Source organism: Polynucleobacter necessarius (genome assembly GCF_900095175.1).
In the GTDB taxonomy this organism is placed as follows: Bacteria; Pseudomonadota; Gammaproteobacteria; order Burkholderiales; family Burkholderiaceae; genus Polynucleobacter; species Polynucleobacter necessarius_I.
This window is the reverse complement of record NZ_LT606946.1, coordinates 797624-810629: the sequence shown is the minus strand read 5'-3', so window position 1 is coordinate 810629 and position 13006 is coordinate 797624. Positions and strand designations below refer to the sequence as shown.

The window sequence follows — 13006 nt, the reverse complement described above, 5'->3', positions numbered from 1 at the left end:
AATATTCATGAGCTTAGTTCGCGACCTTGCAGATCAAATTGTTGCTGCCCATAGCAAAGAGGATTTATGTCTGCCTATTCCGAGCTTCAACCTAAACGCGCCACCACCCCAAATTGATAATGAGCATGCGACTGACCATTATGAATTGGCTGGCACGGTTGCTGCGATTGCAATGGGTTTTATTGAATGTGATGCCAAGGTTTTAGGTAAAGCCTGGTCGCGCATGGTTCATCAAGATGGCGGCTTTAATCCATTTAAGTGGCCGTCAAGACCAGAGCATTTTGATCTCTTGCCCTGGACCCGGAATATGAACCCCAAAGCTTTTGCAGAGTGTCCAAAGCGTTTAGGTTTATATGCTGTCATGCCTGATGCCGACTGGGTGAAGCGGATGGTGGAAGCTGAGGTGCCAACAGTACAACTGCGCCTTAAATCCGAAGACAAAAAACTCATTAAAAAACAAATTAACGAATCCGTTAAAGCAGTTGAAGGCAGCAGGACTTTACTGTTTATAAACGACTACTGGCAAGAGGCGATTGAGGCTGGTGCCTATGGCATTCATCTGGGGCAAGAGGATTTAGAAACAGCCGATTTGGATACCATTCGAGCTGAAGGTCTGAGACTAGGTTTAAGCACTCACGGCTATGCCGAGATGGTGCATGCCGATCGTTTTTGCCCTAGCTATATCGCAATGGGTGCAGTCTTCCCAATCAGTCTTAAAAAGATGGCTACTGCACCACAAGGTTTAGGACGTTTATATAAATACGCTCAATTAATGAATCACTATCCCTTAGTTGCTATTGGCGGCATTGATGAGGGAAGTATTCATGCGGTGGCACAAAGTGGCGTGGGATCAGTTGCTGTTGTCAGAGCAATTAATGGCGCAAGTGACCCTAAGGCTGCAGTGAAACACTTACAAGAGTTAATGAAAACCTAAAGTATTAACCTAGACATAATTAATACTTACCTTCTTCATCTGGCAATGCAGTTTTATAAAAATCATGCATGTGCCACAAGGGACCAGGCCCCTCTCCAATGCTTAAGAAACGCCCTGCCTCTAGGCCTGCCTCCACATAAGAAATTGCCTTCGCCACAGAGTGTGGCAAATCATGACCATCTGCTAAATAGGTTGCAATAGCTGAAGCCAAAGAGCAACCAGTACCGTGGGTATTTGCGGTATTAACGCGATAGTGTTTGAATTCTTTTGACTGAACTACTTCAAGGCCATCTTCAATAGTTCGCCACATTAGGAAATCGGTCAATTGAGTATGGGTTTTATCAAGGTGCCCACCCTTAATCAAGACTGCTTGGGGGCCCATCTCGAGCAACTCTTTTGCCGCCAATTGAAAATCAGCCGCCCCGATAAGCTCTCGCCCTAAAAGCAGGCCAGCCTCCTCAAGATTTGGCGTAATTAATGTTGCCATTGGGAATAAATCTGCAATCATGGTCTGGGCAGTATCGTCACCTCCCAAGACTAGCGCCGGACGTGGCTCTTAATACGGGATCCAAGATGATTCTTTTGGCTCCATGGCGCTTGAGGGCTGATGCCACAGTGTGGACGATTTCTGGGCTGGCCAACATGCCGATTTTGACAATGTCTACGCCAATATCCATAAATACTGCATCGATCTGAGCCTCCACTACATCGAGGTCTATGTCCTGAGTGCGGATCACCCCCAAAGTATTCTGGGCCGTGATGGCAGTGATGACCGACATCCCGTATCCACCAAGGGCTGTAATGACTTTGAGGTCCGCCTGGATGCCCGCGCCACCGCCACTATCGGACCCGGCAATGGTCAGTACTTTAGGGATCTGTATAGAAGTTGGGGTGAGTGATTTCATCTTGCTATAATATCGGCTTATTCCTCGATAGCTCAGTTGGTAGAGCGCCGGACTGTTAATCCGTAGGTCCCTGGTTCGAGCCCAGGTCGAGGAGCCAAATAAGTAAGCCCCTAGAGCAATCTAGGGGCTTTTTTATTGGTACCGCCCTGCAAGCAGTAGGCTCAATCTGATCGACGGATGGGTGATCCGACGAACTACAAGTGACGGCCAACGCTCCGTCAAGATGGGCCCCTTAGAGGCGGTTGATTTACTGAGTCTTTTTACGGTTTGCAATTTCGCTGTTTATTTTGTCAAGCATGGACTTGTCTGGCGTAGACCAATTGCCGCCAGATTTATTTACCATGTAATTTAAGGCTTCAGAAAATTGCTCTACGGAAAGATTCGCCTTACCCCCTTTTGGCGGCATTGCCCTGACTCCAACGTAGCCATGAGCAGTAATGATGACCTGCCCCTCGCCAATTAATTTTTTCCAGGCATTCTGATCACCCAGCTTAGGCGCATTTGCAACTCCTGAATTGTGGCAAACAGAGCACACCTCCTTATAAGTCTTTTCACCATCTGCAAAACATAATTGAGATACAGCAAAAAGAGTAAAGGCTAAAAAGGTAGGTTTTAATGACATTTGATACTCCAAAGTAATTTATGAATATTTGAGCTCAACTTTGAGCCCACCTAGATTTAATGATGCTTCTACTGAAACTGAAATCTTTTCTACGCTCGCTATTTGCTGAATGATTGACCATCCCAAGGCCAGAGCCCGTTGAAAGTTCACTCGAAGGCCCCCTAAAAAATCTCTCTCCCAACCTAGACTTAACATCAGCAGCAATTCCGGGGCCGCTGTCCTCAATTACAAGGACGGGTGTGTCAGAAGTTTTTGCTATATCGATCGCGATTCTACCGCCACCTGGCGTATATCTAGAGGCGTTATCAATGAGATTTCTTAGTAAGATTGCTAGCAAATCTTTATTCGCCAGAACCTTCACGTTACTCGCACCCGTCAATTCAATTTCTTGCCTCTTTTCCTCAATTCGGTCGAATAAGTTTGCGACAACAAGGCTAACGAGATCATGAAGATTAATCTCAGTTTTGACAAAAGCAGTCTTTTCAGAATCGATTCTTGATAGCGCAAGCAGTTGATTGATTAGCCTACTAGCTCTATCGCATCCATGAATTAAATTCTCGATACCAATTGGATCCAATTCAGGACTAAAGCCTAAAACTTCCGCTTGAGCCCTAATAGCCGCGATTGGAGTTCGAAGCTCATGTGCAGCATCGGCAATAAAACGTTTTTCTTTATCAGCTGCTTTAGCCAGCCGGGTTAACAAAATGTTTAGCTCTTCAAGTACTGGCTTTAATTCATTTGGCAAAGAATCTAGAACAATTGGCTCAATAGAATTTAAAGATTTTTTAGAAAGTGCTTCACTTAATGCAGTGAATGACTTGTTAGACCAGAAGATCACAGCAGATGCCACTATAGCCAACACAGGCAAGCCAACCACCAAGGGCCAAATTAACCCCCAGAGTAATGCCTCCAACAACTCTTCTTTTTCATGGATGAGCTTAGGAATACCCATCTGGTTTGAAATGATTTTCTCGATCATTTCCTCTAGTTCCATTTTGGCGTCATACCAAACCAATACAGAAGCGATACCCCAAATCACAGTGATACTACCAAGCACCCAAATCAGCAATCGGTTGCGGAGAGAAAAATTTTTAGGACTCACGATACATCCTTGATTTGATAGCCAATTCCGCGAATGGTACGAATGTAATTGGCTCCAATTTTCTTGCGTAGATTGTGAATATGCACTTCAATAGCATTGCTTTCCACCTCATGCCCCCAACTATAGAGTTGAGACTCAATTTGCTCCTTAGTGAGCGCTCTGCCAGATGAGATCATGAGGCTGTGCAATAAAGCAAACTCTCTTTTAGAGAGGCTAATATCTTCACCCCCTAAAGTAACGAGATGCTTTTTAGGGCTTAATCGCAAATTTCCCAAGGTTAAATCATTGCTACTAGAACCTTCTGAACGCCTAACAATAGCTCGCAGCCGTGCAGCTAGAACAACAATCTCTACAGGCTTAACGACATAATCATCGCCACCCAAATCTAAAGTCTCGGCAATAGCACTCACTTCATCTTGCGCAGTCAACATGAGAACAGGGGTCGTATTGCCAGATTTACGAATATTTTTAAGAACATCAATGCCATTCATTAATGGCATATTAATGTCGAGCACAATCGCTGAGTAACTTGAGTTTCCAGCTTCATAGCGAGCTGCACTGCCATCGCGAACCCAGTCAACAATAAAGCCTTCATGCTCTAATCCTGCCTTAAGAGCATATCCCAACTGTTGATCATCTTCCGCAAGAAGTATCCGCACTAAACCACTCCAAATTGCCAAAACCAAAAATAAACGATACCAGCAATCATAGCCAAGGCAATCACTAAATAGACAGATCTCCCCTGAATACCATCTTGAACAGCGCCTTGCTTCAGGCCAGTAAGCATTGAGCGTACCAAATTTTCTTTGTGGAGAAGGCTGCTAGCGATTACCCCTAATATATGGATTACAACAATTCCAATTAAAAAATTGGCCATCAACTCATGTGCTTCAGAATACCAATTGGCACCGATATCATTAAAAATGCAATACCCAGTAATAGAGATACCCAGAACGATTACAAGAATCAAGTAGATAGCAATCGAACCAAGCGGGTTATGCCCTAAATAATGAACAGGTTTATTGCGAACTAAGCCCAGAATGTATTCCTTTATTTCCTTAAATCCGAATAGAAAGGATGAAAATCGAGAGTGCCTGGTTCCAACGATGCCCCACAGTAGCCTAAAAACAATCAGACCTAGCATGGTGTAACCAAAGGAAACGTGAAGAAGTCGGTACTTTTCACTTTCTTGCGTCAAAACTGCACCAATAAAGCAGATCGCAAGCGACCAATGAAATACTCTAGTTGGCAAGTCCCAAATAAGTATTTTTTGAGATTTGTTGTCTTTCATTTCGGAATCTTGATAGAGTCGTCCTCATGAATACCGTCATTGGCAGCGGTATGGCATGCAGTGCAATTTGAGGCACTTTTTATCTTGGGATTTTTCCATACGCTAGCAGACACGCCATTGTGCTTCTTAATAAACCATGGTGACTCTGTAATTCTGTCATTGGGAGGAGCTCCTGCAACACCTTTGTAGGTGCCGCCATATTGCGTGAGCCATTGAGTGATTGCAAGGTTGGTTTTTGCATCAACTGATGCATCTGTTCCGTAATGCTTCTCCAGACCTGCCATGATGCGCTTCCAAGAATCTACCGGTAAAAAAGCTGGTGGATAAAGCGTATGGCAGCTTGCGCATTCTTGTTTAACGATCGGTGGAACCAAGTTTGGTAGGCGATTACCATCAGCAAAACAGATGTTTGCCACAAGAGACATAACTGCTACAGAAAAAAATTTGGTCATTATGCTCACCTTATTTCTTAATACTTATTAGATAGGCTAGTACGTCCGCCTTTTCAGATGGTGTGCATACCCTACCAAGCACATCATTGCAATTACGCTTAAACCACTTATCGACTTTTGCCGCATCAGTAAACCGTTCAGGATTAAAGCTAGGTGCTAAGGGTGCGATCGCTTTATTAGTAGAGGCGTGTTTGCCTTCACCTTACTGTATCGAGGAAAGATTAAGGAATAATTAAGAAAATCCGGATTGGATCCTGATCCTGAGGCTCTTTGCCCCAGGATATTAAGGAACCGAAATTACTCTTTCTTGCTATCAGCAATATCTTTTTCCAACTCTTGAAATGCTTTTGACGAGCGTAGTTTTGAATCCAGAATAGCGCTCTTTTTAGTTTGCTCAACTACGATCTTGTTAGCATCGCCCAATGGGTAGCGTAGTAATACATAAGCCCTAAAACCAGTGCCTTGCTGCATGATTTCACGCTTTGAGATGCTGTACCCCGGAATATTCACCTCAGTAACCAATTCGGTCGATACCTTCTCAATTTCGCGAATCAGTTGCGGGTCACGACTAGTGCCTGTTTCTTGTGCAAACTCCTTCATCTTTGATGAGACCTTATTGCTAATCTGACTTGCAAGTCCTACTTTGGCATTGAGCATTGCCTTGTCGACCGCAAACTGAAGATCACTTGAGTAATCGGTAGCAACCGCATAAATCGCATTATTTTCAACTGGCGACTGAATAAACCAAGATGGCGTTTTATCAATTGTCTTTTCGACTTCTTTTGCCATGTTTTTTTGGCGTTGCTGCTCCTGATAGTCAGCATACTCCTGGGTGCCAAACTTAGGAGTTCCCCCGCAAGCTATGCAAGCAGATATAAGCCCTACCGTTAGAAAATATTTATAGTTCATCATTGCAACTCCTTTGGTAATTAGTACTTCGGTATTAGTAATTGATAGCCACACTTTATGTATCGAATCCGATCTAATGGAAATTTAGCAAGGCGACTTTTAAATTCATCAAATGAATAGCTCTCACGCCACTTGACTGGGTCTTTGGTAATCACCACCAACAAATATTCATCTACAAAAGATCTATTCTTAGGGATCTTGTCAGGCAGAGTGAGCTCAAAGCTATATCCAGAGGCGGGAATAGCCTTCTTCTGATCGATATAAGAACCAACATCATGTGAGTTTGGAAATAAGCGAATAATTTGCTTGCTCTTATCGTAATAAGGGACCCAATTGAAAACTGCTACATACATTGGTCCGTTTGGATTAAGCTCAAGTATTAGCTTCTCACCGGGTCGATAAACGCTCTGGTTAATGCGCAGTCCAACATCAAAGCCCGGGTCAGGCCTGCCCCTGTTTGCAGAGATGTCACCCACAACCTCTACACGGCACACTTTACTACCCGGAATCTCCAAGACATCTTGCTTGGTAATTCGACTTGATTTAATTTCACCGCCAATTTGCGACCATAAAATCTGATTCATTGAGCACTGGTCATTAGCAACATCTGCCACGCGGGATTCACGACATGACAACGTTTGATCCATTGCAATTGACTCGCCATAGAACTTTCGCAGCGCGTCTAATTTAGCTCTCTCCTCTGCCGTTGAGCAGGCCGCTAGCTCAGCGGTATCAGGGCCGAAGTGATACTCACCAACACCAGAAATCCAGGCAGCATGAACACTCACCGAGAAAGCGGCAATACTGACAAGCAATAGAGGTCGCAAGAATGTACTTTTCATGCTATTCCAGCGCAACCGCAACCATCACGACCTTACCAATCATCATTTGGTAAATGTCTTCGGAGTTCATGAACTTTTTAGGTTCTGAGTTTGTAACCGGCCTGGAATCAGGAATCTTTAATGCACTGTTAATTCTCGAAATATGAATTGCAAAATTCACATCCTCTGGTGCAACACCATTACCACGCTTGATTTCATCACTATTTAACTTGCCAACGGTAATGCCCAATAAATTTCCGTAGTGATCAAATACTGGGCCACCAGAATTGCCCTTATTAATCTTTGCGGTCAACTGAAAGCTGCCAGGATCCTCACTAATGCCGGTGGCTTTTGCAACCACGCCATTGGTAATGGATGGGGTTGAACTTCCTAGTACGTGCCAAAGGGGGTATCCCATCACCACCAGCTTTAGCAACTCGAAACTGATTACTAGAAATTGAATTTTCTTTTGGAAGTGGATCATCTAATTCGAGTATCGCTATGTCCTCAGCTTGGGATTTGTAAATCACTCTTGCCCTAGACATTTCGCCAAGGCCGTTACGGACTGCAAAGTCCTTACCACCCTCAATCACGTGCCTATTAGTAATCACTTTTTTGCCACCATCAATCACAATGCCGCTACCACCGCTAATTGGAGTGCCCGATGGGAATGGGAAGCGATTGAAATTAGAGGGAACAGGGGGAGTCTCGTACTCAGGCACTGCATTTTGCTGTTTTTTATCAATAATGGTGTCTGCGTATCGTGGCTGACGACCCTCCTCTACTGGGGGTCTAACGCTTATTTTCGGAGCAGATTCCGGTTTGATTTCCTTCTTTGAAATCTTCTGCTCCGGAACAAGTTCGATGATTGCTGACGCCTCTTGTGGCGGCGCAATTTGCGGTGCAGCGGCGACTTTTTTCCACTCAGCTTGTTAGCCACCAATAAGGATGACTGCGCCTTTTCATAATCACCAGCAGCGGCGTAGAGCCTGGAGGCCTGTTGCTTTTCTTGAATTGCCAAGTCCTTTTGACCTAACGCCAACAAAGTATCCCCAATTGCGTCCTGAATAGCGCCTGAGTTTGGAGCTAGTAATTGTTTTTGGGACAGGAAATTCATAGCCTCCTGTGGCTGGCCTCTTTGCATTTTCAGCTTAGCCATAAAGACAATTAACTTATCGGATTTTGGATTTTTATCTAGTAAATCCTGTAGTCGCTTCGTTGCACCAGTTGAATTTCCAGTAACCTCATCACATAAGGCCTCGCAGTAAGCAACCTCATACTGACCGCGATCCTTAGGTTGAGCCTTTTGCAAGAGCTTTTTGGCTTCTTTAATATCGCCCAACTTGATATGCGCATCGGCGCTTAAGACTAGCGCTTGATAGCTAGCAGGATTGTGCTCAAGGGCAAAGTCAAAATACTTTAAAGCCTTTTGCGGTTGATCAATTCCTAAATAAATTTTCCCAAATGCGATATTGAGATCAGCGATCTGCCCATCGGTTTTTGAGTCAAATTTCTTTAAAGCTCCAACTGCCTCTTTATACATACCGGCATCAATATAGGCATATCCAGCACTTAATTGACTCGGCAAAGTAATTGGCCCCTTAGGTGCAGCATTTGCAATACTTACAGTAATGCCTAGAGCCAAGGCAAATGCGCAGATATATCTTTTCATTTTTCTACCGCCACAATAAATTCTTTCTGAGCTTTTCTTTGCATCTCATCTGCTATTAGGAGGGTGATCTTATGAGTCCCAACCGGAATATCTGCGTTAGAAATAAATAGGCTGTTATCTGATATGGTTGCCATCTTCAGCAATCTATCGGTGATATCAAATTGCATACTTCCGTAGAGAGCCTTAAATGACCTCCAGGAAATCCTTTGATTTTCATAGGGCCTAAAGAAGACCTCAATTGAAAATGGGGCCTTAACCGTCTTAGTCACCTCAGGTTGAAAAATAATAATTTTGGGCGCCTTTGGATCCTCGGTGACTGGATCAATTGCGCTTGTGGCTGATAGCTGCTGATATTTGACATACTCTTCCTGATTCACCAATTGCTGAGCAGCAACCTGGGTTGAAAGCATGAGTGATGCAGCCAGAAGGTAGATCATCTTCATTTATTTTTGCGCCGAAATTACTTTTTGATAAACCCCAGAGATCGCAGGATTTTGCTGAACCCCTTTTCTCTGAGCCTCTTTAGATACTCTCTCTGATGCATAAGCATGCAATTCTTGGGCAGCAATCTTTTGATCTTTAAAAAGAGTCCATGTCCAATTTCGGCGGAAGAAATAGAAATTTGAGATCCTGATGCTGCACTGAGGATGGTCGTGTTCTGGGGAAGATTCTCATTCTCAGAATGAATGGCGATGGGACGTGCCGCTGTCATAAGTGGCTTGCCTGTTTTGGTAACGCCTGAATAGCAGCTATCCATCACCAGGGTAATTGATTTTGGTTGATAGCCATTGATGATCTTAATTAGGTTGTCGTGTGAAATTGCAGTGTCATCCAATAAGTCAACATTGGCATCAAGCGGTAATAAGCATCTTTTCTTACCGTCCGCTGAGGCAAGCCCATGACCCGAGTAAAAAATAATCACTTCTGTGCGACCTTGATTAATTTCAGCAGGAAGCCAATTTCTCAAGGCCAACAGAATATCTTTACGCTTTGCAGAGGAGCCGCTTAATAACTTAATCTTCTGAGGATCAACACCCAAAGATTTATTCGCATAGTCATAAAAACTTCTAGCATCATGATCAGAAAAATCGGCTCTAGGTAGCATTTCATAGCCCTCAGCGCCTATTACTATTGCTACCGCATCACGCCTTACAGAGTTGGGTATTTTCGTAGGGTCTAGCTCAGGTAATGAGGCGGAACTACCTACCACATCACGTCGCACTAAAATCTGCCGGTTATAAATGGCGCCGTTTTGCCCTTCTGTATAGACATCAATTTGAGTCTCGCCTACAGGTACATATCGTGTAACGCTATAGCTACCAGTTGAGCTTGGCCCAATATCTTTTCCGCCAACTCTCAGCAATTTGACAGGTATCTTATTCTCGGTAGTGATTGTCAAAATTACTTTTCCGCTGGTGTCCGATTTGCCTGGATAAACTTCCATGGCCAGCTCTTTTGAAGCGCCAAACTCCTTGCCTGACTTCAGCACCCTTAAGTTATTCAGAGCCAAACTTCGTGCATCATCATCACCAAGCTGACGACTGGCCTTTTCCAGCCAATCTTTTGCTAGAGTTTGATCCGGTGATACGCCCCTGTCATTGAGGTAAGCCCATCCCAAGTTATTCTGAGCCATTGCATTGCCTTGATCCGCAGCCTTTTTCTACCAATAAACCGCTTTTGATGGATTGGCCTCTACACCCCTGCCCTGTGAATACATCGTTCCCATATTGACTTGGGCATTTATATTTTTTTGCTCTGCGGATTTGAGCATCCATCTAGCAGATTTTTCCAAATCCCCTGCAGATGGCTGCCCACTAGCTTGCAAAGACATTGCTAAGTTAAATTGAGCTCCGGGGTTGTTTTTTTCTGCCGCTAGAGTAAAGAACCGATTTGCCTCATCAGGATTTGCTGAGACACCCAGACCCTTTTGATACAAATATCCAATGGCATTAAGACACTCTGGATTGCCAATATTGGCGGCGTAAATGCATTGTTCATATGCTTCACGATATTCATGACGCATGAATGCATTTTTTGACTCCAGATACCCGGCAATTCCATTCTGTGAATAGAGACCAGCCAATAATCACGCGGTCATTACGCTTGATTTGATTTGTACAGAAGTACTCATCTCAGTACTCCATACCTTTAACGTTGCCAACACCGCCCGAGGCTGGAGCCGTCAAACGTGGCTGCTCTTCGAGCGCAGGAGTCTCGATGCTCGGCTTGACTTGTCCAGCCATTGGGTCAACGACCTCAACCGCAGGAGTCTCCGGCTCTTTCTTATCGGAAAGTGCCCAAACTAGCAAACCAATGATTGCAGCAGCGCCAATGGCTATACCTACCCCACCTCCACCGCCACTACTACTGCTACTACTGTCGTCGTCAGCATAAGCAGGCAGGCATCCAAGTGTGAATGCGGCTATCAGAATTTGGGTGACTATCTTCTTCATATATAAGTTTTTTGCTGGGTAGTTTTTGATGACCCTATTTTTCTTCCCCAATACTAAGAATTTCTTAAGCTAACCTTATTTTGTGGGAATTTTTCCCTCGTTTTTTTAATTATCTGCGGGAATTTTTCCCACGTCAAGGATATTTCTGTTATATTTTTAAAAAACTAAAGGGATCTAAGTGGGAGACAAACTAAAAGAAGCGGTGAAAAAGGTCTTCCAGCCCCTGGCCAAGCTATTAATCAAGGCTGAAATCACTTATGGAGAAGCTAGCGATCTTCTCAAGGTAGCCCTTGTCAAAACGGCCACTGAAAAGTTAAACCAATCAAACGAGCAGATCACAGACACTCGAATTCACCTAATTACAGGTGTGCACAGAAAAGATGTGCGCAGAATTAAAGAAGGCGAAGATTCAACGTCACACACTCAGTCAAACACACCAATAACGTCTCAAGCCTTCGCGAAATGGTTTGGTGACACGAGATTTCAAAATTCAGAGGGAGGCCCTCGCCCTCTATGTAAAAAATCTAGAGACTCACAAGACGACTTTGAGGAACTCATCAACTCAATTAGTAAAGACGTAAGACCAAAGGCGGTACTTGATGAAATGCTCTCCAGAAAAATGGTGGTTGTAAATGCGCTCGGACTAATAGAGCCCAGTTTGGAAAACATCATCGCCAATCAACCAGCCGACGATGCAGCCAAATATCTAGGCATGAATATTCATGATCATCTAGAAGTTGCAGTCAATAACCTTTCAGATACAGCAGATAAGCAGCTAGAGCGATGCGCACACTATTTCGGGCTTTCCGAATCTGCAGCGCAAGAGCTAGAGAATTTCTCGAAGGAAATTGGCATGACTGCCCTACTAAAAATTAATGAAAAGGCACAAGCACTGATCAGAGAGCCCAAAAACCACGGCAACTGGGACACTAATTTTGGCGTGTACTCATACAAGAGCAAGCAAGCTACCAAGAAAGATACGAAATGATACTAACTAAAGTTTTAGTGGTTGCCCTCCTAACAACGTTACTAGGTCTTGGCATTGCCAGCAAAAGTTATGGTAATGAGAAAAATACTGGCACCGGTGGTGGCATTGGTGGCACAGGTAACACTCAAACCAATAGTGACTTATTGGTCAATATGACGAACATAGCAACTGCGCCTTGCGATAAGAAAAACAGCATAGGATCCATTGCAACAGCTCAAGGTTCGGCTGTTAAATTTAAGCCGCAGCAGTTAATTTGTGAAGGTTTTGAAATCAAAACCGAGAAGGACGAATTTTTAGTGATTGATCTAATCGGAGGAATCAAGCTATATATCCCGGGCAATAGTGAATTAGTCATTGCGCCAGCCCAAATAGAGGCAGCAAAATTAGAAAATCAATCAATTCGCCTCAGCAAAGGCAAAATTAGAGCTCAACGCAAAGATCTTGGGGCTGGAACAAAGGCTTTGAATATCCTGACAGGCAATTCAGTCATTGAGTTATCTGGGATGGATGCTGAAATTATCCTTAAGCCAACAACAGATGTTAAGTATGTAACGTATGTGAGGTCATATGCGGGGACATCTTGGATTTCTCTTGGGAATAAAAAGGTTGTAATCCCAATGGGCTATATGGGCTTTTCAAATGAAAATCCAGAAAATCCAATTATTGAAGTCAGAAAAGATACTGGGCAACTGGGGGCGCGAATACCCCAATACCAACCTTGAATACTACATACTGATTTTTCTATTAAAACCGCACGTTTGCAGACTCGCCAATTATCCAACGGGACTCATCTAAAGCAAACCTGCTAAGTTTTGGGAAGCAAATTTGGGAGCAAGAGCGTTTCGTCCATAGAAGCC

Annotated in this window: 19 protein-coding genes, 1 tRNA gene and 1 pseudogene; 4 read left to right on the top strand and 17 right to left on the bottom strand. The window is 43.9% G+C overall.

Translation table 11 applies throughout. The features are described from left to right. The first annotated feature begins 7 nt into the window (after positions 1–7). Positions 8–934, top strand: coding sequence for a thiamine phosphate synthase (locus DXE44_RS04225; RefSeq protein WP_114652891.1), 927 nt, complete (start codon positions 8–10; stop codon positions 932–934). Between the two features lie 19 nt (positions 935–953). On the opposite strand, the gene thiD (DXE44_RS10950) is transcribed toward DXE44_RS04225, so the two are convergent. After that, positions 954–1442: a bifunctional hydroxymethylpyrimidine kinase/phosphomethylpyrimidine kinase gene (gene thiD / locus DXE44_RS10950; protein ID WP_269460669.1), complete on the bottom strand. Its 489-nt coding sequence runs from the start codon at positions 1440–1442 to the stop codon at positions 954–956. Between the two features lie 16 nt (positions 1443–1458). Next, the gene (thiD, locus tag DXE44_RS10945; protein ID WP_269460668.1) at positions 1459–1839 is read right to left on the bottom strand and encodes a bifunctional hydroxymethylpyrimidine kinase/phosphomethylpyrimidine kinase; all 381 of its coding nucleotides are present in this window, start codon (positions 1837–1839) and stop codon (positions 1459–1461) included. 21 nt (positions 1840–1860) lie between these two features. Here thiD (DXE44_RS10945) and DXE44_RS04215 point away from each other — a divergent pair. After that, positions 1861–1936: transfer RNA gene (locus tag DXE44_RS04215), tRNA-Asn, on the top strand. A gap of 150 nt (positions 1937–2086) precedes the next feature. On the opposite strand, the gene DXE44_RS04210 is transcribed toward DXE44_RS04215, so the two are convergent. The 15 genes and pseudogenes from DXE44_RS04210 to DXE44_RS04140 all read right to left on the bottom strand — a co-directional run bounded on the left by DXE44_RS04210 (position 2087) and on the right by DXE44_RS04140 (position 11161). Further along, positions 2087–2461 carry a c-type cytochrome gene (locus DXE44_RS04210; RefSeq protein ID WP_114652889.1) on the bottom strand — a complete coding sequence of 125 codons (375 nt, stop codon included), beginning with the start codon at positions 2459–2461 and terminating at the stop codon, positions 2087–2089. Between the two features lie 34 nt (positions 2462–2495). After that, on the bottom strand, positions 2496–3563 hold the full coding sequence (locus DXE44_RS04205; RefSeq protein WP_114652887.1) for a histidine kinase dimerization/phospho-acceptor domain-containing protein: 1068 nt from the start codon (positions 3561–3563) through the stop codon (positions 2496–2498). Beyond that, positions 3560–4222, bottom strand: a complete 663-nt coding sequence (locus DXE44_RS04200; protein WP_114652885.1) for a response regulator transcription factor — start codon at positions 4220–4222, stop codon at positions 3560–3562. The genes DXE44_RS04205 and DXE44_RS04200 overlap by 4 nt, the downstream gene beginning before the upstream one ends. Beyond that, a complete protein-coding gene (locus DXE44_RS04195; RefSeq protein WP_114652882.1) occupies positions 4222–4854 on the bottom strand; it encodes a cytochrome b/b6 domain-containing protein in 633 nt (210 codons plus the stop codon). The genes DXE44_RS04200 and DXE44_RS04195 overlap by 1 nt, the downstream gene beginning before the upstream one ends. Next, positions 4851–5306: a diheme cytochrome c gene (locus DXE44_RS04190; RefSeq protein ID WP_114652880.1), complete on the bottom strand. Its 456-nt coding sequence runs from the start codon at positions 5304–5306 to the stop codon at positions 4851–4853. The genes DXE44_RS04195 and DXE44_RS04190 overlap by 4 nt, the downstream gene beginning before the upstream one ends. Positions 5307–5316: 10 nt before the next feature. Next, positions 5317–5505 (bottom strand): annotated as a pseudogene (locus DXE44_RS04185) (DUF1924 domain-containing protein); the annotation flags it as partial. 98 nt (positions 5506–5603) lie between these two features. Continuing rightward, positions 5604–6218 carry an LPP20 family lipoprotein gene (locus tag DXE44_RS04180; RefSeq protein WP_162785877.1) on the bottom strand — a complete coding sequence of 205 codons (615 nt, stop codon included), beginning with the start codon at positions 6216–6218 and terminating at the stop codon, positions 5604–5606. Positions 6219–6235: 17 nt separating this feature from the next. Next, positions 6236–7057: a DUF4384 domain-containing protein gene (locus DXE44_RS04175; RefSeq protein ID WP_114652876.1), complete on the bottom strand. Its 822-nt coding sequence runs from the start codon at positions 7055–7057 to the stop codon at positions 6236–6238. 1 nt (position 7058) lies between these two features. Next, positions 7059–7454 carry a S1 family peptidase gene (locus DXE44_RS04170; protein WP_114652874.1) on the bottom strand — a complete coding sequence of 132 codons (396 nt, stop codon included), beginning with the start codon at positions 7452–7454 and terminating at the stop codon, positions 7059–7061. Further along, positions 7372–7758 (bottom strand): S1 family peptidase, encoded by a 387-nt coding sequence (locus DXE44_RS11175; protein ID WP_162785876.1) that lies wholly within the window; start codon positions 7756–7758, stop codon positions 7372–7374. Before DXE44_RS11175 ends, DXE44_RS04170 begins: the two co-directional genes overlap by 83 nt. Positions 7759–7835: 77 nt before the next feature. Beyond that, positions 7836–8708, bottom strand: coding sequence for a tetratricopeptide repeat protein (locus DXE44_RS04160; protein WP_114652870.1), 873 nt, complete (start codon positions 8706–8708; stop codon positions 7836–7838). Then, positions 8705–9151, bottom strand: a complete 447-nt coding sequence (locus DXE44_RS04155; protein WP_114652868.1) for a hypothetical protein — start codon at positions 9149–9151, stop codon at positions 8705–8707. Before DXE44_RS04155 ends, DXE44_RS04160 begins: the two co-directional genes overlap by 4 nt. A 17-nt stretch (positions 9152–9168) precedes the next feature. Continuing rightward, the gene (locus DXE44_RS04150) at positions 9169–10341 is read right to left on the bottom strand and encodes a caspase family protein (RefSeq protein WP_114652865.1); all 1173 of its coding nucleotides are present in this window, start codon (positions 10339–10341) and stop codon (positions 9169–9171) included. A gap of 27 nt (positions 10342–10368) precedes the next feature. Continuing rightward, positions 10369–10731: a tetratricopeptide repeat protein gene (locus DXE44_RS04145; RefSeq protein WP_162785875.1), complete on the bottom strand. Its 363-nt coding sequence runs from the start codon at positions 10729–10731 to the stop codon at positions 10369–10371. 109 nt (positions 10732–10840) lie between these two features. Continuing rightward, positions 10841–11161 (bottom strand): hypothetical protein, encoded by a 321-nt coding sequence (locus tag DXE44_RS04140; RefSeq protein ID WP_114652862.1) that lies wholly within the window; start codon positions 11159–11161, stop codon positions 10841–10843. Between the two features lie 178 nt (positions 11162–11339). On the opposite strand from DXE44_RS04140, the gene DXE44_RS04135 reads away from it, so the two are divergent. Together DXE44_RS04135 and DXE44_RS04130 are read left to right on the top strand one after the other, a co-directional pair. Further along, the gene (locus tag DXE44_RS04135; protein ID WP_114652861.1) at positions 11340–12149 is read left to right on the top strand and encodes a DUF6502 family protein; all 810 of its coding nucleotides are present in this window, start codon (positions 11340–11342) and stop codon (positions 12147–12149) included. Continuing rightward, positions 12146–12871, top strand: a complete 726-nt coding sequence (locus DXE44_RS04130) for a FecR family protein (RefSeq protein ID WP_114652860.1) — start codon at positions 12146–12148, stop codon at positions 12869–12871. Before DXE44_RS04135 ends, DXE44_RS04130 begins: the two co-directional genes overlap by 4 nt. Positions 12872–13006 lie beyond the last annotated feature (135 nt).

Excerpts from the sequence above, each read along its gene's own strand:
- DXE44_RS04225 (WP_114652891.1), top strand. The coding sequence starts at position 8 with ATGAGCTTAGTTCGCGACCTTGCAGATCAAATTGTTGCTGCCCATAGC.
- thiD (WP_269460669.1), bottom strand. The coding sequence starts at position 1,442 with ATGATTGCAGATTTATTCCCAATGGCAACATTAATTACGCCAAATCTT.
- thiD (WP_269460668.1), bottom strand. The coding sequence starts at position 1,839 with ATGAAATCACTCACCCCAACTTCTATACAGATCCCTAAAGTACTGACC.
- DXE44_RS04210 (WP_114652889.1), bottom strand. The coding sequence starts at position 2,461 with ATGTCATTAAAACCTACCTTTTTAGCCTTTACTCTTTTTGCTGTATCT.
- DXE44_RS04195 (WP_114652882.1), bottom strand. The coding sequence starts at position 4,854 with ATGAAAGACAACAAATCTCAAAAAATACTTATTTGGGACTTGCCAACT.
- DXE44_RS04190 (WP_114652880.1), bottom strand. The coding sequence starts at position 5,306 with ATGACCAAATTTTTTTCTGTAGCAGTTATGTCTCTTGTGGCAAACATC.
- DXE44_RS04180 (WP_162785877.1), bottom strand. The coding sequence starts at position 6,218 with ATGATGAACTATAAATATTTTCTAACGGTAGGGCTTATATCTGCTTGC.
- DXE44_RS04175 (WP_114652876.1), bottom strand. The coding sequence starts at position 7,057 with ATGAAAAGTACATTCTTGCGACCTCTATTGCTTGTCAGTATTGCCGCT.
- DXE44_RS04170 (WP_114652874.1), bottom strand. The coding sequence starts at position 7,454 with ATGGGATACCCCCTTTGGCACGTACTAGGAAGTTCAACCCCATCCATT.
- DXE44_RS04160 (WP_114652870.1), bottom strand. The coding sequence starts at position 8,708 with ATGAAAAGATATATCTGCGCATTTGCCTTGGCTCTAGGCATTACTGTA.
- DXE44_RS04155 (WP_114652868.1), bottom strand. The coding sequence starts at position 9,151 with ATGAAGATGATCTACCTTCTGGCTGCATCACTCATGCTTTCAACCCAG.
- DXE44_RS04150 (WP_114652865.1), bottom strand. The coding sequence starts at position 10,341 with ATGGCTCAGAATAACTTGGGATGGGCTTACCTCAATGACAGGGGCGTA.
- DXE44_RS04145 (WP_162785875.1), bottom strand. The coding sequence starts at position 10,731 with ATGCGTCATGAATATCGTGAAGCATATGAACAATGCATTTACGCCGCC.
- DXE44_RS04140 (WP_114652862.1), bottom strand. The coding sequence starts at position 11,161 with ATGAAGAAGATAGTCACCCAAATTCTGATAGCCGCATTCACACTTGGA.
- DXE44_RS04130 (WP_114652860.1), top strand. The coding sequence starts at position 12,146 with ATGATACTAACTAAAGTTTTAGTGGTTGCCCTCCTAACAACGTTACTA.